General features: G+C 60.0%; 16 protein-coding genes. 2 read left to right on the top strand and 14 right to left on the bottom strand.

Going from position 1 to position 18,641, the window contains the following annotated elements:
* Nucleotides 1-4 precede the first annotated feature (4 nt).
* The 13 genes from NP503_RS01090 to NP503_RS01030 form a co-directional block, all read right to left on the bottom strand.
* Nucleotides 5-1,921, bottom strand: a complete 1,917-nt coding sequence (locus tag NP503_RS01090) for an ABC transporter permease (RefSeq protein WP_127267174.1) — start codon at nucleotides 1,919-1,921, stop codon at nucleotides 5-7.
* Nucleotides 1,922-1,998: 77 nt separating this feature from the next.
* Complete coding sequence (locus NP503_RS01085) at nucleotides 1,999-3,216, bottom strand: ABC transporter substrate-binding protein (protein ID WP_127267175.1); 1,218 nt, start codon at nucleotides 3,214-3,216, stop codon at nucleotides 1,999-2,001.
* Nucleotides 3,217-3,905: 689 nt separating this feature from the next.
* Nucleotides 3,906-4,928 carry a rhamnose ABC transporter substrate-binding protein gene (rhaS, locus tag NP503_RS01080; protein ID WP_024504919.1) on the bottom strand — a complete coding sequence of 341 codons (1,023 nt, stop codon included), beginning with the start codon at nucleotides 4,926-4,928 and terminating at the stop codon, nucleotides 3,906-3,908.
* Between the two features lie 64 nt (nucleotides 4,929-4,992).
* Nucleotides 4,993-5,874: an MBL fold metallo-hydrolase gene (locus tag NP503_RS01075; RefSeq protein WP_024504918.1), complete on the bottom strand. Its 882-nt coding sequence runs from the start codon at nucleotides 5,872-5,874 to the stop codon at nucleotides 4,993-4,995.
* Between the two features lie 242 nt (nucleotides 5,875-6,116).
* The gene (locus NP503_RS01070) at nucleotides 6,117-7,289 is read right to left on the bottom strand and encodes a serine hydrolase (protein ID WP_127267176.1); all 1,173 of its coding nucleotides are present in this window, start codon (nucleotides 7,287-7,289) and stop codon (nucleotides 6,117-6,119) included.
* Nucleotides 7,290-7,303: 14 nt separating this feature from the next.
* Nucleotides 7,304-8,131: an ATP-binding cassette domain-containing protein gene (locus NP503_RS01065; RefSeq protein WP_024504916.1), complete on the bottom strand. Its 828-nt coding sequence runs from the start codon at nucleotides 8,129-8,131 to the stop codon at nucleotides 7,304-7,306.
* Between the two features lie 20 nt (nucleotides 8,132-8,151).
* A complete protein-coding gene (locus tag NP503_RS01060; RefSeq protein WP_236382680.1) occupies nucleotides 8,152-9,189 on the bottom strand; it encodes an ABC transporter permease in 1,038 nt (345 codons plus the stop codon).
* 99 nt (nucleotides 9,190-9,288) lie between these two features.
* Nucleotides 9,289-10,293: a substrate-binding domain-containing protein gene (locus tag NP503_RS01055; RefSeq protein WP_127267178.1), complete on the bottom strand. Its 1,005-nt coding sequence runs from the start codon at nucleotides 10,291-10,293 to the stop codon at nucleotides 9,289-9,291.
* A 149-nt stretch (nucleotides 10,294-10,442) separates the two neighbouring features.
* Nucleotides 10,443-11,408: an ABC transporter permease gene (locus tag NP503_RS01050; RefSeq protein WP_127269691.1), complete on the bottom strand. Its 966-nt coding sequence runs from the start codon at nucleotides 11,406-11,408 to the stop codon at nucleotides 10,443-10,445.
* Entirely contained in the window at nucleotides 11,405-12,973 is a 1,569-nt protein-coding gene (locus tag NP503_RS01045) for a sugar ABC transporter ATP-binding protein (RefSeq protein WP_127269689.1), read from the bottom strand. Before NP503_RS01045 ends, NP503_RS01050 begins: the two co-directional genes overlap by 4 nt.
* Entirely contained in the window at nucleotides 12,970-13,896 is a 927-nt protein-coding gene (locus NP503_RS01040; RefSeq protein WP_164748758.1) for an ABC transporter permease, read from the bottom strand. Before NP503_RS01040 ends, NP503_RS01045 begins: the two co-directional genes overlap by 4 nt.
* A gap of 161 nt (nucleotides 13,897-14,057) precedes the next feature.
* Complete coding sequence (locus NP503_RS01035; RefSeq protein ID WP_024504910.1) at nucleotides 14,058-15,296, bottom strand: substrate-binding domain-containing protein; 1,239 nt, start codon at nucleotides 15,294-15,296, stop codon at nucleotides 14,058-14,060.
* 250 nt (nucleotides 15,297-15,546) lie between these two features.
* Complete coding sequence (locus NP503_RS01030) at nucleotides 15,547-16,278, bottom strand: GntR family transcriptional regulator (RefSeq protein WP_050580511.1); 732 nt, start codon at nucleotides 16,276-16,278, stop codon at nucleotides 15,547-15,549.
* Nucleotides 16,279-16,511: 233 nt separating this feature from the next.
* Here NP503_RS01030 and NP503_RS01025 point away from each other — a divergent pair, with 233 nt between their 5' ends.
* Both NP503_RS01025 and NP503_RS01020 read left to right on the top strand, forming a co-directional pair.
* Nucleotides 16,512-16,916, top strand: a complete 405-nt coding sequence (locus NP503_RS01025; RefSeq protein ID WP_024504908.1) for a hypothetical protein — start codon at nucleotides 16,512-16,514, stop codon at nucleotides 16,914-16,916.
* A 10-nt stretch (nucleotides 16,917-16,926) separates the two neighbouring features.
* Complete coding sequence (locus NP503_RS01020) at nucleotides 16,927-17,796, top strand: alpha/beta fold hydrolase (RefSeq protein ID WP_206517133.1); 870 nt, start codon at nucleotides 16,927-16,929, stop codon at nucleotides 17,794-17,796.
* Between the two features lie 72 nt (nucleotides 17,797-17,868).
* Here NP503_RS01020 and NP503_RS01015 read toward each other — a convergent pair whose 3' ends face one another.
* A complete protein-coding gene (locus tag NP503_RS01015; RefSeq protein ID WP_236382678.1) occupies nucleotides 17,869-18,636 on the bottom strand; it encodes a carbohydrate ABC transporter permease in 768 nt (255 codons plus the stop codon).
* Between the last annotated feature and the right edge of the window lie 5 nt (nucleotides 18,637-18,641).

The following is an 18,641-nucleotide window of genomic DNA, read 5'->3' as shown; positions in this document are numbered from 1 at the left end:
ACAATCAGGCATCGGCTGCATCTCCCGTAGCGACAACCCGATCGGGCTTCGATGCATATCGCCTGCCCGAGCCAGACATTTCGGCGGGTGGAACGCGGTCAACGGAATAATGCACGATTTCGCCGAGTATGCCGCGGCGGAACAGAAGCACAATGGTGACGAACAAAATGCCAAGGAACAGGCTGCCGCTGTCCGTTATCGACGAAAGCGTGCTGCGCATCATCAGGACGACGCCGCTGCCAACGAATGGCCCGAAAATGGTGCCTGCTCCGCCCAGAAGCGTCATCATGACCGGCTCTCCGGACGCCCGCCAGCTGACCATCTCGAGCGTAACGAACTGATGGTTTAGCGCATAAAAAGCGCCTCCGATCGAACATACCAAAGCCGAAAACACGTAAGCCTTCACTCGCAGGCTGTATACATTGTACCCAATGCTCATCAAGCGCTGCTCGTTCTCGCGAGCGCCGAGAAGCGCGAGCCCATAAGGCGATTTGAGAAGCCGTAGGATGGCGTAGACCACCAGTGCCACAGCGCCCAGAGATACATAGTAGAAGACCCTATCATCGCCCAGATCCAGCCCCAGGAGTGTCGGCCGAACCAGCCCATGCAGGCCATCCTCGCCCCCCGTAAAGTCGGGAAACTGGTTGATGATGAAATATACGATCGATGCGAACGCGAAAGTGATCATCGAGAAATAGATCCCCTTCTTTCGCGCGACGACCAAGCCGAAGAGGAGGCTGACAGCCGTACTGGCGGCGACACCCGTGAGCACGGAAAGTAGCATCGGGACCCCGAGCTTAACCATCAGAATGCCGGTGATATAAGCGGAAGTGCCCCAATAGGCCGCCTGTCCGAAAGATAGCAGGCCACCGAATGCGAACAGAAGATCGAAACCGAGGGCGAACAATCCCCATAGGATGATATCGGTCGCCAGGACCGGATAGATCACCCAAGGAAGCAGAAGGGCGGCAGCAAGCGCGACCAAGGCGGCAGGCCTGCTCAGGAATACCTGTCGCGCGCGCTCCGTCATCGGTGTGTAGTGAAGCGCGAAATGAGAGATGTCGATGCCCTGGAAGATACCGCCGGGCCGCACCAGCAGCACAACAAGCATAAGGATGTAAATGACTGCGGTGGACGCCGGGGCATAGAAGATCGCTGCGATGGCCGAGACGAGACCGGATGCAAAGCCCATGACCACCGAGCCGGCAATCGACCCCATCCCGCCGGCAACGACCACAGCAAAGACGAAATTGATCATCTCTTCGCCCATGAAGGGTGACACGTTGCGCAACGGCGCCGAGAGCGCCCCAGCCAGCCCGGCCAGAGCCGAGGCAAAGAAGAATGTCCCGGAAATGAGGAGGGGTACGTTCCCACCGAAGCATTTGAGGAGATCGGGCCGCTCCGAGGCCGCCCGGATAAGGGCGCCCAAACGGGTACGCTCCAGCGCGAACCATGTACCGAAACACAAGCCGATCGATACTATGACGACAAAGAGACGATATTTCGGATAGGAGACGAACCCAAGGTTGACGGCACCTTTGAGAAGGTCGGGCACAAGATAGGGCGCGGACGTCACACCGTAGAATATCCGGACGACGTCTTGCATGATCAGCGAGAGGCCGAACGTTAGGATCAGAACATACGCAAGGTCGAGGCCGTAGAGGCGCCGTATAAGCAGCCGTTCCAGCACGATGCCAGTCGTGCCAACAAAGACGGCTGAAACGAGGAAGCCGACCCACAACGAGAGGCCGAATTGAGACCCCAGAACCAACGCGGTGACGGCGCCAAGCATGAACATGGAGCCATGCATAAAATTGACCACGCGCATCATGCCGAAAATGATGCTCATTCCGAGGCTCATCAGCGCCAGGACCCCGCCGCTCACCAGCCCATTGAAGAGCAATATCGCATAATATGACATTAGGTAGAACTCCGGATCCCTGCAGGCCAGATGCGTCCCGGCGACGTCGATAAACCGATTCCGGGAACTATGTCGTCCTACTCCCAGTCGTGCTTGCAGGTGCTGTCCGTCTCCGGATAATACGCCTCGTCACCTGGAACCGAGCCGGTGATATCAAAAAAGTCACTATCGTTCTTCACGCCCGACGCGGGCTTGACCTGACCGACGAAGGTGCGCTTGACCACAAGATGGTCGCTCTTGCGCATGAGCGCGTCCTTCGCGAACATGTCGCTGAAACGTCGGCCTTCAAGGACTTTCGTCACCTTGTCGGGATCGTCGGTGCCGAGTTCCTGGACCGTTTTCAGCACCTGATAGACGGCGGAATAGTTCCCGGCGTGGATGTCGCCGGGATAGAAATTCAGTTTCTCATGGAAGCGTTTGGCGAATTTCCGGGTCTCGTCGTCCAGATCCCAATACCAGATCAGCGCGGCGTTAACGCCAGCCCAAGTGTCTGGGCCAAGAGCTTTGACGTCCGACAGATTCAACTGGCCGGGAACAATCTTTATACCGGCGTCCATCAATCCGAACTCTCGTGCCTGCTTGACCGCGTTGCGCAGGTCCTGACCCGATTCAAGAATGCCGATGGCCTGCGCGCCCGCCGCCTGCGCTTTCAGGAGATAGTTTGAGAAATCATCATTGGGGAACGGCACCATGTCCACCCCGACGATTTCGCCGCCATTCTGCTTGACAGCCTTTGAGAAAGAATCGAGCAGAGATTTACCGAAGGCAAAGTCAGCCGCGATAAAGTACCACTTCTTAGTGCCCTCCTTGGTCATTTGTTTGACTGGGACCGACATGGCTGAAGTATCGTATCCGTAGTGCCAAGTGTATTTACCGCAGGCCTCGTTGGAAAGTGCCATGGTTCCTGGGCTGACGAAAGTCGTCAGAATGTGTCGTTCGTTGGCAAGCTTGGCAACAGCGATCGCGGCCGCCGAGCTCGACACGTCCGTTATCAGATTCACGCCCTGGGAATCGATGATCTCGCGTGCCTTGTTGACGGACAGCGCCGGATCAAGCTTGTTGTCGACGACGATGACTTTTATCGGAACCCCGTTGACCTTGCCACCGAAATCTTCGACCGCCATCTTTGCGAATTCCACATCACCTGGACCTGAGGTTTCTGAATAGACCGAGGAAAGATCAGTCAGCATCAGAATGTTGAACGTGCTGCTCTTCATCTGGGCTGATGTCGGGACAGTACCGGTCAGAGCGATAGCTATTGTCAGGCCGACAGCAGCAAGTGTCTTCATTGGCATTTATTAATTCCTCCTCATTAATATTTGTCGTGTTAAGGCGGTTTGGATCGTGTGAACCAAGGGTTCGGGCGCATAATCGCCGCCAACCAGACTGTCTGGCGATGGCGCAAATGGTAGGGTTGCGGCAACGCTCCTCCCCCACGACAAATATCCGCCTACACCGTGGGCTCAGCCCAATTCTGTGGCTCGGGTTGCTTTTCCAGGGTTTTTACCGCAACTGCCGGCGTGAGGGAGTCTCATATGGAAAACATGTCATCGCGTTTGGAGATGCACGCTGACGGGCTGGCTGCAGCCGGGTACTAGGGTTCGCCGCGTATCGCGGAATCATTTGCGAACTGTTCGCCCTCTCCACGGAGCAATTCCCTTGCACCCTACTGACAAGGCGAATTTCTGTGTCCAGACAGAAGCGCTCTGCGTCGAGAATAAGGTCGTCACGGACACGCCCGTAGCGCAGAAGCTTCAGCCCAGTGCCGCCCGGTAGGAATGCGAACGGCACGATCGGATCGGCATGCCGGCCCAGAGCGCCGAAACTTCCCTTGCGGCAAGTGTCCCCGGGGCAAACTTCGTTCAGATCGGCTGATTAAAAGCCCGCAATCACGACCTCCCGTAAAGCGCGAGAGTTTGCCCGTTGACGAAACTTTGGTTCGCTTCGAGATCACGCACAACCAGGCGTCCGAAACTCCTGACGCTTAAAATTTCGTCGCCCACTCTTCGATGTTCGACTTATCGAATACCAACAGGTCCTTGAGATAAGCGCTGCCGTCCGCCTCTACGGTCATGTCGCCGAGACGACCGATCTTGGTGGTGCTGTTGGCTGCACCGTCGGTTTGCCCACGCGCGAGCATGCCGGCATACATGACGGCCGCGTAGCCGAGATCAGCAGGACTCCAAAGCTGGAACGTATCGGTCACACCGGAAAGCACGTTTGGCTTCATCTCCGAAGGCAGGCCGTGGCCAGTAACAAATATCTTGCCCAACTGACCTGCATCGGTAACCGCCCGGCAGGCGGAGACAATGCCGACGGCGGTCGGCGAGATAATGGCCCTCAAATTTGGGTACGCTTTTATGAGTCCCTGCGCCTCGCGATAGCTCTTGTCCGCCGCGTCGTCGCCATAGACCACGCCGACCAGCTTTAGCTTGGCATATTTCTCCTTCTGCCACTCCTCCTTCATCTTCTCGATCCAGAGGTTCTGGTTGGTTGCCTGCGAGGTTGCCGACAGAATTGCGACCTCGCCTTCGCCACCGAGCGTCTTGCTGATCATGCGCACGTCATTGGCGCCGATTAAGTCATCGTGCGGGGCGTTCACATGCATTATGCGGCCTTCCGGCGCGATCGCAGAATCGAAGGAGATGACCTTTATGCCACGCTGCATCGCCTTCTTGCCTGTAGGGATGAGGGCTGTGGCGTCGTTGGCCGAGATGACAAGAGCGTCGATTTTCTGGGCGACGAGCGCGTCGATGACCGCAATCTGCTGTTCGACGGTCGCTGCGGTCGGACCCGTGTAAACGAGTTCGACATTGCCTAGTTCATCGGCCGCTTGCTGACCACCATCGCGGGTCACGTCGAAATAGCTGATGCCCATGACCTTGACAACCAATCCGATTCGCAGCTTCTGCTGCGCGAAGGCGGGCCGCAAAGGTGCCGTTGACGTAACGCCAGCGAGCGCAGCACCGGACACGAGTTTCAAAAGCCGACGGCGATCCGGATTCATTGCTTCCTCCCATCTAGTTTCAAGAGATCGATATTGGGGCGCTCAACAGAGGGACGCCAAATCGTCAGACAACCGCGCGCCAGACCTCCGGAACGAAGGCATAGCCACCGCCTCGTCGCTCGACATGACCGAAGGCAGGAAAGTCCAGGTGAATGCCGGCTACGCGAAGCCTGTCTGCAGCCGCCATATCCAAGGCACGCCGCCTGGTAGCCACAGCCAGATCGCGGTCTATGTCAAGAATCGTTGCTGCCTGGGGCGCCGTAAATTGTAGATGCGGCATATGAACAATGTCGCCCCAGATCATTACAGAGTCACCGCCGGATTCAATGAGCCAGCCGGTGTGGCCGGGCGTATGGCCGGCCTGTGTGACAGCAATGACCCCTGGCATGACGGGTCCGTCACGAACCGTCCGGATGCGCTCTCCATACGGCCGGGTAGCCCGCCGGAACCCTTCAAAAAATTCCTGCGGTTCGCCATCGGGTGAGCGTGAGGGCGACATGGGATCTCGAAAGAACTGGAGCTCGGCCTCGTTGACGACAAGTTCTGCGTTCGCAAACACAGCCTCACCGGCTTCATCGATTAACCCATTGATGTGGTCGGGATGCATGTGCGTGATCAGGATGGTGTCGATGTCAGCGGGAACAATGCCGATTGCCGCCAAGTTCCGGCAGACCATGCCCAACGTCGGTCCCGAACGCGTTCCACAGCCCGTGTCGACAAGCGCCACATGATCGCCGGTCCGGAGCAGAAAGGCATTCATCGTCATTTTTGGCGGAACCGGACGGAACGCCGCTGTTTCGATGCGGATGCAATCCTCCTGATCGATACCCGCGATCATATCGAAAGTGGCCTGAAAGGTACCGTCATTGACCGCAGTCACCGTCATGTCGCCGATGGCGATGTGATAGGCACCCGACGGCTGGCAGTGTGGTTTGGCTGCTGTCACGTCACATTCCCAAGGTTCTTCGGGAGGGTGCAAGCGGAGCGGAGAAGCGCCCAATCTTCAGCGGGCCGTCAACGCAAGCGCTCGGCGAAGCCTGGGAGCACGACCGCCATCCTCCAAAACGGCCGAGATGGCGAACCGGAACGACCGCCATTAGGTCTCTTAGGACATGGTCCGAAGGAACGGAAATCGTAAATTGCCAAGCAACCATCGCGTTCGGCGATGAGAGATGGGGGCGATCGTCGCTACGAAGGTTTGCTCGGTCCAAAGTAGAGACCGCGCTCGAAGCCTTCATAGAGTTTCAGAGTGATCGGATCCCCGAAAGGCAGTATCTGCGTCATGATCACGCCGCCTATGCTTCTGTAGCGATCCACCCAGAAATAGGTATTGGCAAGGCCAGCCCAGGTCATGCTGCCGGCGCTACGCCCATTGGGCGAATCACTCGTATTGAGCAGAAAACTCAATCCCCATTTCTGCGGCATGCCAGGGAAAAAATCAGTATCGTTGGCGAGATCCTTCAACACCGAGGTGAGCACGCCTGCCTTGATGTCGCCGATGCTATTCTGGCCCATGAGTTCGACGGTATCCGGCTTGAGCACGACAGTGCCATCCTTGGCTCGCCCGTCATTCAAGAGCATCTGGATATACGACGCGTAGTCGCCAGCGGTTCCGTAGATGCCGCCGCCGCCCATGAAGAATTCGGGCTGCTGGGAGATCTCATGCTCGATCGGAATAAGCGAGCCGTCTGCTTGGCGGCGATGCACGTCCGCCAAGCGCTCGCGCCACGCCGGTTTTATCAGAAACGCCGTGTCGTGCATCCCAAGGGGCGCGAACAGGTGCTCGCGCAGATAGTCCTCGAGCGATAGGCCGCTGACAGCTTCGACGACCTGCCCGGCCCAGTCGATGCTGATGCCATATTCCCATTTCTCGCCCGGATCGGCCACCAGAGGCTGAGCGAGCGAACTCAACTTGCAGTCGACTAGCAGCGGTATGTGGTTCTCGCGCATATAGCGCTCGACCGCCTTATTCCAAATGTCGTAGCCATAGCCGGATGTGTGCGTCAGCAGATGCCGGAGTGTGATCGGCCGCTTGGCCGGCCGCACCATTGGCGTGCCGTTCGCGTCGAAACCATCGAGAACCTCTGGTGAGGCAAGCGACGGCAGGACGCTTCCGATCGGTTCGTCCAGAGCGACCCGCCCCTGCTCCACCAATTGCATCGCCGCCGTCGCCACCAGGGCCTTGGTCATCGATGCGTACCAGAAGACTGTGTCCAGCGTCATCGGTGCGCGCCTGGTAAGGTTACGCAGGCCGAAGGCGCCCTCATACAGCCGGGTCGTTTTGTCGACCGCGATGGCAACGACGCCGGGCACGTCACCGCGCTGCGCCGCCCTGCGAAGCAAGGCGTCGATCGAATGCACATCGCGTGTGGTCACTATTGCGTCTCTCCCAGGGGCGTTGTCGTAACTGTCGGCGCCAGAACGGCGAGCTCGCCCGCTATGTCCTCCATCTGCTCGCCTCCTGCCATCAGCGACAGCAGTTCCGTGCTGCTCTTTTCACCGCGCTTGAAACTGGCCGCAACACGACCCTGGATCAGGACGGTGAACAGGTCGCCCACGAGCGTGGCATGATGTGCATTGTGCGTTATGAAGACAATGCCGACACCCTCGGCACGCGCCGCCTGTATGAAGCGCAGCACGGTAGCGGCCTCCTTGACACCAAGTGCCGATGTCGGCTCGTCCAGAATCAGGACGCGGGCGCCAAAATACATAGCTCGCCCGATTGCAAGCACCTGTCGCTCACCCCCCGATAGCGATCCCACCAATTGGTTGCCGTCGCGCACACGCGTGATCCCGAAGCGCCTTATCTGCTCCACGGAGACGCGGTTCGCCTTCTCGATGTCTAGCCGCTGGAACGGCCAGACACCTTTCTTGGGCTCGGCGCCAAGAAAAAAGTTCCTGCCCACGCTCATCAGCGGAATGGTGCCGATATCCTGATGCACTGTGGCGATACCGCGCGCTCGGGCATCGCGCGGATCGGTGAATTGCGTTTCCACGCCATCAAGTAGGATCTTGCCTTCACTAGGACCGTGAAAGCCCGACAGGATCTTAATTAATGTCGACTTGCCGGCACCGTTGTCACCTAGAAGGCAAACCACCTGCCCGGCTGGAACGCTAAGAGACACGTCAGTAAGCGCCTGGACGCCGGCAAAGCGCTTGGAGACGCCTTGCAGTTCGATGAGGGGGCGGTTTTCAGAAGCCATGCAGAACCTCGCGCTGTCGGCTAGCCAGCGCTCATGGCGAGGCGCCGGAAGTAGTGATTGGTGATCACGGCCGCCATCAGCAGAACGCCGAGAAAGAGCTGGACCCAGTCGGTGCTCCATCCGGTGTAGAAGATGCCGATATTGATGACGCCGAAAATGACGGTGCCGAGAAACACCCCGAACGCGGAGCCGTAGCCGCCGCCGAGCAGGACGCCGCCGATTACGGCGACGATCGGTGCCTGAAAGACATAGCCGAGGCCGGCAGTCGCGTTGCCGGAATGATATCCGATCGCCTGGATGACACCGACAAGGCTCGCGCCAAGACCGGTCATCATGAACAGCACGATCTTGACAAAACCTGTCGGTACTCCGGCGCCGCGCGCCGCGACAGGGTTTCCACCGGTCGCGAATATCCAGTTGCCGAACGCGGTCCTCGCCAGTACCCAACCGCCAAAGATCGTGATGGCGAACCACCACAGGATCGAGATGTTTGCCTGGCCCCAGTTCGATGCGAAGACAGCATCTGAAAGCGGTGTCGACTTCACCGAGACCGAGGTGGTGTTGCTGAGCAGCCGCGCCAGGCCAAGTGACAGGCCGCCTATGCTGAAACTGCTGGCAAGCGTCACGATGAAGGACGGCAACCCGGTGCGCACGACAAGGAGACCGTTCAGGACGCCGACAGCCAGGCCAAGTGCAAGGGCGGCTGAGATCATGAGCCACACGGAAAAGTCAAACAATGTCGTGCCGATCGCAACCGTGATCGACGCCGCGCCTACCACCGCGCCGACCGACAGGTCGAACTCGCCCGCAACCATGAGAATGCCGACCGGTATGGCGATGATGCCGAGCTCGGCTGCGGTGTTGAGCCATCCGGCGGTGCCGTCGAAGGTTACGAAGCCGTACCGATAGGCCGTCGCCGCGAAGAAAGCATAGACGAAAACGGTGGCTACGAAGGCACCGAACTCGGGTCTGCGCACTAGACTGGACGGAGACCAGCTCCGCATTGGCCGGGAGGTGGCGGCCGATGCGTCACGCAGCGCCTGGGTTTCCAATGTCATGAGCGTCATCCGGCAAGTGCTGGGATTGGTTGAGAAGATCCGAGGGACAGTGAAGGCGGGATCTCGGGCGCGCCACGATCGCAGGGAGCTGGCGCGTAATCAGGACGCCCCTCTGACGCCGGGATAGGTCACGTTGACTTTCAGCACCTCGTCAACATTGTCCTTGGTGATCATCAGCGGACCGGTTGATATCTGACCCATTGGCAGCATCTTGTATTGCACATACTGGTATGCCGCGAGCAAGGCGTAGTAGCCGTCGAGATATGGCTGCAGGTCGGCGATGAAGAGCAGGTCGCCGTTCTTCAAGGCTTCGAGCGAGCCGAGCGACAGGCCGAGCGAAGCATTGACGATCTTTCTTCCGCTCTGCTTGACGGCCTCCACGGAAGCAACGCCCTGCACGGCGCCAATGGTCCAGATCGCATCGATCCTCTGATCGCTTTGCAGCGCACCACGGATGGCGCTGCTGACAAAAGTGGGGTTGCTGGCATCGGAGAACTGGATGGTCAGGACCTTGGAGTCGCCTCCGGCCGCCTTGAAGGCATCGTTATAGCCGAGGCAATCCAGGTCCAGCGTGGTGTTGCCGGGAACGTGATTGACGCAAAGGCCGAATTTTGCACCGGCCTTGATCTCCCTCTCACCAACCGAGCGACCGAGGTCACGGGCGCTGAAGCCTACGTATGAAATCGCGCCGATATCCCGCCAGGAAGCGCCACCATCATGCTGAATGATGACCGGGATGCCGCTGGCCGTGATCTCCTTGATGATGGGGTCGAGCGTGTCCGGGAAGTAGTTGCCTATGACCATGGCGGCCGGCTTCTGGCTCGCGGCCTGCTTCACCAGCTTGGCGTAGTCGGCGACGAAATTGTTGGGATCGGTGCCGGTGATCCACTGGTAGTCGACATTGAGGTCACGAGCAGCGTCGTCGCCGCCCTTCTTCATCGCGCCGAAAAAGGGATCCCATAGCGGGCCGCCCAGCATGACGATGCGCGGCTTGTCCTGGGCGCTGGCGGCACCGGCCGCGCTTAGCGAAGCCAAGACGCAGACACCCAAAAACGCAACTGCGGCCACGCCGCGCCGTGCCAGCGAAGCTGGTAGCATGTTCATGATCTCCTCCCAAAAGAACCGGCCGATAAGACCGACATGAATTGGTCTAGGTCAAACGGCTTTGGGCGCTAAGTCGTGGTTGAGCATCCAACCATCGCGATGCGCGAAGCTTGCCGCGACGACTTGCTTGGCCGCGGAGGCAACGCGGCTCAGCCGAGCTGCTTTGTCATACGGCCGCGCCGCGCGCGCTCGCCGGCTGCGTTCAAGGTCAGCGCAACCAGAAGGATCAGGCCGTACATGATCTGGATGTAGAAGATCGAAACCTGCGCCAGCGTGAACAGGGTCTGGATCAGGAAGAGCAGCGTGCCGGCCGCGGCTGCACCCAGCATGCCCCCTCGCCCGCCGGTCAAGGCGATGCCGCCCAGCGCGACGGCAGCGATGGAGGTCAACGTGTACGGAACGCCGACGCGTGGATCACCCGAACCGAGGGCAGCGGTAAACACCAGCCCAGCGATCGCCGCCAGCACGCCGCCAATGACGTAGGCGATGATGCGCACGCCCGCCACATTGACGCCCGATGCGTAGGCAGCGCGCGCATCCCCTCCAACGGCGAGCAGGTTGCGGCGGTAGCCTGTCCGCTCGAACGCCAGCCAGACAAGGCCAAGCACGATGAGCAGGACGAGCATCCCCGAAAGTCCGCCATAGCTGTCTGCAAGACCGAGCAGCCATTGCGGCGCCAGACCGCCGGCCATGGGCAGCATCTCTAGCGTAATGCCCTGGAAGGCGAGGAACGTGCCCAAGGTTGCGATTATCGGCTGGACGCGCACGACTGCGATGAGGAAGCCGTTCAACAGGCCGGACAAGATGCCGACGCCCAGCGAAGCGCCGATGATTGTCACCGGATCGGCCCACCCATTCGGCACGAGGATCGACGTCACCATGGCATTGACGAGCCCCGCAAGCGGCCCGACCGAAAGGTCGATCCCGCCCTCTCCTGAAAGCACGGGCGCGGTCTGGGCCATGGCGGTGATGATGAACGGCGCCACGCCGATGAGCATGCCGTTCCAGTTCGTCACATCGGTAAAAGCGGGGCTGGCGAAGGCGTTGAGAGCAGTAAAAATGACCACCGCAATGAGCACGGGCCATGCGTAGCTGCGGTCGCCGAGCCACTTCATGTCGAGGTCTCCAGTCGGCGTTGCGAGAACATCGCATCGATCAATGCGCGTTCACTAAGGTCGCCGCGCTCGACGATCGCGCTGACGGCGTGATCGTGAAACACAACCACCCGGTGGCAAAGCAGGCACAGTTCCACCAGTTCGGTCGACAGCATCAGGATGGAAACGCCGCTCAAAGCGAGATTATTGAGCACCTCGTAGAGGTCGCGCTTGGCACCCAGATCCACACCACGCATCGGATCGTTCAACACCAACACACGCGGTTGGGTGGCGATCAGACGCCCGAGTAGCGCCTTCTGCTGGTTGCCGCCACTCAGCGCCGATATCGGCGTGTCGAGCCCAGCCATCTTGACCCTGGTCCGCCGAGTGACCTCGCCGGCGACCTCTATCCGCTTCCTTGTGCCCAGCACACCCCAACGGGCGAATGAGCCGAGCGCCGATACGGTCACGTTGTCGAGCACCGACAGCGGGGCGAAGATACCCTCGGATTTGCGGTCGCGCGGCAGGAACGCGATCTTCGCGCGCGCCGCGTCGCGTTGCGACCGTATGGTCATGGTCCCGACGTGCACTGTCCCCGTGGGCGCGCGACGCAGACCAGCGATGCACTCCAGCAGGGCGACCTGGCCGTGCCCCTCCAGCCCCCCCACGCCAATGATCTCGCCGCGACGAAGGTCGAGATCCAGTGTCGGCTTGCCTTCGAGAACCGACAGGCCTCGCACGCCGACGATCACCTCGGCATTGGCGGGAATAGTCTCGCCGCAGCCTTCGCCTTCCGCCGCCCGCGCACCTTCGCGCGTCGACATCAGGTCGAGCAGGATTTCGCTCGATACTGCGCCGCGCTCCAGCGATGCGACGCTCCGGCCAGATCGAAGTACCGTCGTGCAATCGGCAAGGGCGTGAATCTCGTCCATGCGATGCGAGACAAATAGGATCGATCGCCCTTCGCCACGGAAACTTCGTAGCACTTCGAAGAGACGATCGCGGTCTTCGATATCGATCGCGGAGGTCGATTCATCGAGGATAAGCAGGCGCCAGGGCCGCATAAGAGACCGTGCGACGCCGATCATCTGGCGGTTGGCGAGCGATACCGTGCCGGCCAGCCGCTCGATATCAAGATTGCCGATACCGACAGCCGCCAGTGCTTTCCGCACGGCTTCGCGCTCGCGCAAGGGGGTCATCTTGCGACGGATCATGCCGTCCAGGCCCAACATGACATTGTCACGAATTGACATGTCTGGAAGGACCAGCGTCTCCTGGAACACCGTAGCAATGCCGGCGTCCTGCGCGGCACGCGGATTCGCGAAACTGGCTTGCCGGCCGAGCCAATCCAGTGTGCCCGCTTCTGCGCGGACGATGCCGCTGAGTATCTTGATCAGCGTGCTCTTGCCCGAACCATTCTCTCCGACAACGGCATGGATTTCGCCCTCGCGGATCGACAGCGAGCAGGAATCAAGCGCGATCGTTTCGCCAAATGTCCGGCGAAGCCCATCCGCGGACAGAAGCAGCGGCATGCCCTTGCGGTCGGCGGGCGGTTCTATCGCGCGCTGATGGACCGCGCTCTTCATATGCGCATACTCAGATGCGGTTCGCGGCCATAGAGCGCCACGAGCCCGACGATCAGGAAACCGAGGAATATCTGCTGTGCCGCCTGGTCGAGCCCGAGACCGACAAGGAGGGTGCTAAGTTCTGTTACGACAAGACAGCCGGCAATTGTGCGCCCATAGCCGCCGCGCCCGCCGGTCAGCGGCGTGCCGCCGACGACGACTGCTGCGACAGTGGTGAAGAGGTAGGCTGCGCCGACGGTCGGATCGGCCGCTCCGCTGAAGCCTGCAAGTAGAATGCCCGTCGTCGCTGCCAGGAAGGCACTGAGCGCGTAGACACTCATCCAGACGAGCAGCATCGGCACGCCGGCCAATTCGGCGGCGCGAGGATTTGCCCCTGCGGCGAACATCCAGCGGCCGAGCTTGGTCTTGCGCTCGAGGAATAGGATGCCGCCGGCGATGAGCAGCCAGATCACCACGGAGCCGGGCAGCGGGATGGGACCGGTCTTGCCGATAACCGAAACCATGTTGACGAGCCAATCAGGCACCAAGCCCGAAACCTCGCCATGCGTCCCTGCCCAGATGGCGCCAAGGATGATCGAGCCGCTCGCCAGCGTCACCACGAGCGGGTTGAGCTGCAGGTATCGGGATGCAAAGCCGTTTGCCAGACCGATCAGCGTCGCCAGCGCTAGAATGAACACGGCCGCAGCAAAAGCGGAATAGCCGGCGCCGTAAAGCAGCGCGAACAGCACGTTAGACAAGCCGATCACAGCCGGGATCGAAAGGTCGAAGCCGCCGATGACGATCGTCAGGGTCTGGCCGATCGAGGCGATGCCAAGCAGACTGGAAAGCAGCAGAAGCGACAGCAGGCTTATGACGCTGGCATAGCCGGGAATGAAGACGTTTATGACAAAGAAAAGGATGAAGGCGAGGAGAAACGGGGCCAAAGGCCCGGCCACTCGTTGGATGGTCTTGAGGGACAAGTCGGTCAAAGTGCGACTACCATTCATACCCGACGGGTGTGATCCTTTGAAAAGCAATGCCGCGCACGATGCGCAACTCCCTTATGGGTGCCCGCGCTGAACGCGAGCACCCATCGTGGTGCATTTCACTGCGGCTGGGCGTTGGTCGAGACGATCTCAACCTTGGCTCTCGGCTCGCCGCCGGTGAAGAACTGCTCGAAATACGAGTCCGGCACGAGGTGCAGGTCCTTGCCGTTGGCGAAGCAGGTGCTTTGCACGGTCATGGAAGCGTCGTAGTAGTCATTGAAGTTCTCCGCCGTGATGCTGGGCAGCGGCATGAAGATGGTGTTCACCTTCGGTTTTTGCCCGGCCATCATGTGCAGTGCAGGAATGAAGGCGGAATAGGCCATCGGACCGCCATCCTGGACAAAGGTGTTGGCGGTGAGGTTCTTTTCCTTCCAGTAAGCAAGCAGGCTGCAAAGGTTGGTGACTTCGGTGATGATCGGAAGCGCACGGCCCGACTGCTCGAACGCTTGGCCCACGCCAACGCCCATATTGCCTGTCGAGAACACAGCGTGCACAGGCTCAGGATGCGTCGCCAGGAACTTCAGCACCTCGGTTTTGGCCACCGACCCGGTCCACATGCCAAACAGGCTGCCGGCGACCTTAATGTCGGGAAACGCCTCGACGGCCTTCCGGAAACCTGTCTCCTGAGCGACCGTGTTCGCGGTCCCGGGCTGTCCGTTCATGATGAGGGCGGTACCTTTGCCGCCCAATTGCTTGGCGATCCACTCACCTTCGTACTGACCGCGATAGTAGGGATTGGTCGCTACGTTCAGCGCTTCCGGGCAGGTGACCGTCGAGTCGATGGTTACGAAAAGGATGCCCTTGTCGAAAGCCTCCTTGATGCCCGCGCAAAGGCCGGTCGCAGACCCCGGATAGCTCATGATCAGGTCACAGCCCTGCGCGATCTGCGCCTTCAGCTGCGTGAGCTCGAGGTTGATGTCGCCGTTAGAGTTCGTGACGTTGAGTTCGGGTTCAGCGAGGCCTTGATCGGCCAATTGCTTGGTCAGCGCCTTCAGCTCCGCCACAAGGTTGGCGCGCCACGAATTCCCAAGATAGGAATCATTGTGGCAAATCTTCCATGGCGGCGCATGGGGCTTCCAGTTAGCGAACGGATCGGCGACTATATTGGTCGCATACCAGTAGCCGCCGTAGTATTTCTGCGCCTCCTTCGGCACGGCGGCCAGCGCGGCTGCCTGCTCCTCGGCCGTCGGATCGGCCGCGTGACTAGCCGCCAGCCCGACCAACGAAAATGCTGCCGTGCAGGCCGCCACGGTGATCACGCGGGCGAACCGTACGGCTCTGTTCTTCCAGGTAAGCATGCTCTCCTCCCCTTTTTATCATGAGGTTCGCAAACCGCCGGAAGGACGAATCTAACCCTCGCCATGAGGGTCGCTCATAGCAAACGTTAAAGACCCTCCCTGCTGGCCTGTTTGGAACAGAACCCCTGCGATGGTTATAGGAGACACTGACAATTCAGCCGAAGTCGTCGTTGGCTATGCGGCCATCGCCCCAGACGATGTCCATGGGCGCGCTCCGCAGTTGCGACTGTCACTAGGTGAGGCGACTTCCTCAGGGCAAGACGGGCATCTTGTAGTTTGCCAGGAACTCCGACCAGCCTGTATTGATGTGCACTTCCATCGCACCCGTAGCGCCCTCAACATCGCCCCGCTCCAGAGCGGCCAGAAGCGTCACGTGTTCATCGAAAACGCGCGACTGCCTGCCCGGCATCTGGCTCAGCAAGTCGAGCGGATATTTGGCCCAGAGTATGCGCACGAAATCGAGCGTCTGCGCCTGGCCTGCCAGTTCGTATAGCCGGAAGTGGAAGCGAAAATTCTTCTCCTGGCAGGCGGCGCGGTCGCCAGCCCTGGCGGCCATGAGAAGATCGTGGTTGATGGCTTTGAGAACGTACAGATCGTTCGGCGACATGCGCCGCGCAGCTTCCGCGGTCAGGCGCGTTTCAAGCAACTGTCGTAACTGGTAGAGTTCCTCGGCACCTTCGATCAGGAAGGGTGCGACGATCGCGCCGCGATGGGCACTCACCGCCACATAGCCCTGGGCTTCCAGCAGCCGCAGCGCCTCGCGCACCGGCGTGATCGAGACGCCGAGCATCTTGGCGATCTCGGCCTGCTTCAGCTTCTGTCCACGCGCGAGGACACCGACGATGATCTTTTCGCGCAGCACTTCAGCAATCTGATACTCAGCCGTCGTCCGTGATTTCAAAGACCAGTCGCCGCTGTCGTCGGCGAGACTGCGCTTGCTGATCTGTTGCTGCAATGCGTCGAGCGGCTGGTGGTCGGTCATTCCTCATTTCCGAAGCCGACACTCGAAACTGCTGGTCGACCTACATCAGGATTTCCATGTTCGTCCCGTTCCCGCAACCACAATCGAGCGGTTCAGCGTTCGACGGGCATCAGAATATTGATTTCTTCAGCCGGACTCTTGAGATCGGTTGATTTCGGCCTCTTGGCGAGTTGGGATCACGGTGGATTTTTTCCCATCGCGCACCCTAACGGAAGCATGGAGGAGTATCGTCAGTGAGCGACAAGGACCAGTTGGTCATTCCCGTCAAAGCCGTCCGCGATGGCGTCAATAAGGACCCGGAGTTTGCGATTGCCGCCCGCTTCTGGAACGCCCGCATCCGCTTCTACAGCAACGAGGCGGACGAGTATTTCATGGAGATCCGGGATGGCCGCGTCGTGGACTTCCAGCAAGGAAGCGACGGCTACAAGTCGTCGACCATCTATGTCGGCGGGCCGCGGGAAACCTGGCGCGACATCCTGAAGCCGGCGCCGGCGCGCTTCTGCAACGACTTCTTCCCGGCGGCGATCCATCGCGGCATGCGGCTCGGCGGCGATCTGTCGTCGCTCTACGCATATTACAGCGCCTTGCAGCGAATCCTCGCCGTGATGCGCCAGGAGATCAACGGCGTGAAGGCTTGAGGGACGGATGATGGCAAAGTTTGCAAAGATGGAATGCGGCTATCTGTATCTGACCCTGGATGACACCGAGTACCGTATATACCTCGAACAGGCTGGCACCGGCATCCCGGTGCTGCTGCAGCACACGGCAGGCACCGATGCGCGCCAATGGCGGCACCTTCTCGAGGATGAGGAACTCACCCGGTATTTCCGTTTCATCGCGTGGGACTTGCCCTACCATGGCAAGTCGCTGCCTCCCCTCACCCACCGCTATTGGGAGACTGGCTACAAGCTCAAGATGGACTGGTTCCTGCGCTACGTGCTCGAGTTGTCAAAGGCGCTCGAGCTCGACAGACCCGTCTTCATGGGCTGCTCGATGGGTGGGCTGCTGGCGACCGATCTGGCGCTTTACCATCCCGAGCATTTTCGCGCCGCGATCGCGCTTGAGCCTCTTATCAAGAGCCCCGAGCCTGGCACGCTGACAGACTGGTACTGGCACCCAACGACATCCAACGACACACGCGCCGCCTTGCAACACACACAGTGTTCGCCGAGCAGCCCGGAGGTTTACCGCCGCGAGACGATCTGGATGTACAGCCAGGGGGCGCCGTCGGTCTTCCCGGGCGACCTGCACTATTATGTCGAGGAGCATGATCTCACGGATACGGCCAAGTATATCGACACGGCGAAGATCGACCTCTATTTGCTGAATGCCGATTACGACTGGTCGGCGACGGTCGAGGAAGGGCGTCAGCTTGCGTCGATGATACCCGGCTCGAAATGGGTGCATATGCGCGACATGGGCCACTTCCCCATGGCCGAGAACCCGGCGAAGTTCCGGGAGTATATCGTGCCAATCCTCGATGAGATCAGGGCGAAGTCAGCAAAGCGCACCGGCTGATACCGCCCCGGGAGGCCAGCGAAAAACGCAGGAAGCAAAATCGTCGACGCTTTTTCCAACCTGGATTCTGGTTTACTTGACGCTGCCCGCCGTCAGCCCGCCGATCAGCCACCGCTGCGCGAACAGCCCGATCAGATAGACCGGTATAATGCCGGTGAGAGACGCTACCGCCATCTGGCCGAAATTTATCAATCGCTCGCCCTGGAAAAGAGCTATCGCCACCGGCAGCGTTCGGCTGCCTTCGTCATTGCTGAAGGCGGAGGCGAGCAGGAACTCATCATAGGCGAGGATGCCACAAATCAAACCCGTTGCCACGAGGCCTGGCGCCATGACTGGGCCGACGAGGCGAAAGATGATCGTGAAATACCCAGCACCGTCGATCTTTGCCGCTTCGTCGATTTCCACGGGCACCCGTCGCAGGAAGCCTGACAACAGCCAAAAGGCCACCGGCAGGTTGGCTATCCCGTTGACCAGGATAAGGCCAGACAGGCTGTTGAGCAGACCAAGCCGACGCAGAAGCAGAAAAAGCGGAATGAGCGCGACCACCGGCGGCGCCACGTAGGTCGCCAGCGTGAAGGCCGGAAGGAAGCGCCCGCCGACCTTCAACCGCACCATGGCGTACGTGGCTGGAAAGGCGACGGCGAGCGTCAGCAGGCTGCTACAAACCGCGACCAGCAGCGAGTTCGCCAGCAGGCGAAACAGTGGGATGATCTGGAAGGTGTTGATCCAGTTCGCCAGTGTCGGTGCCTGCGGCAGGAAATACCCGGTAAGCACCTGGTCTGGCGTCTTGAAGGAAACCGAGACGAGATACGCAATCGGCAACACAAAGAAGCCGACCATGACCG

The organism is Mesorhizobium sp. SEMIA396, assembly GCF_024518615.1.
Classification (GTDB): domain Bacteria; phylum Pseudomonadota; class Alphaproteobacteria; order Rhizobiales; family Rhizobiaceae; genus Mesorhizobium.
This window is presented reverse-complemented; position numbering and strand designations above follow the sequence as displayed.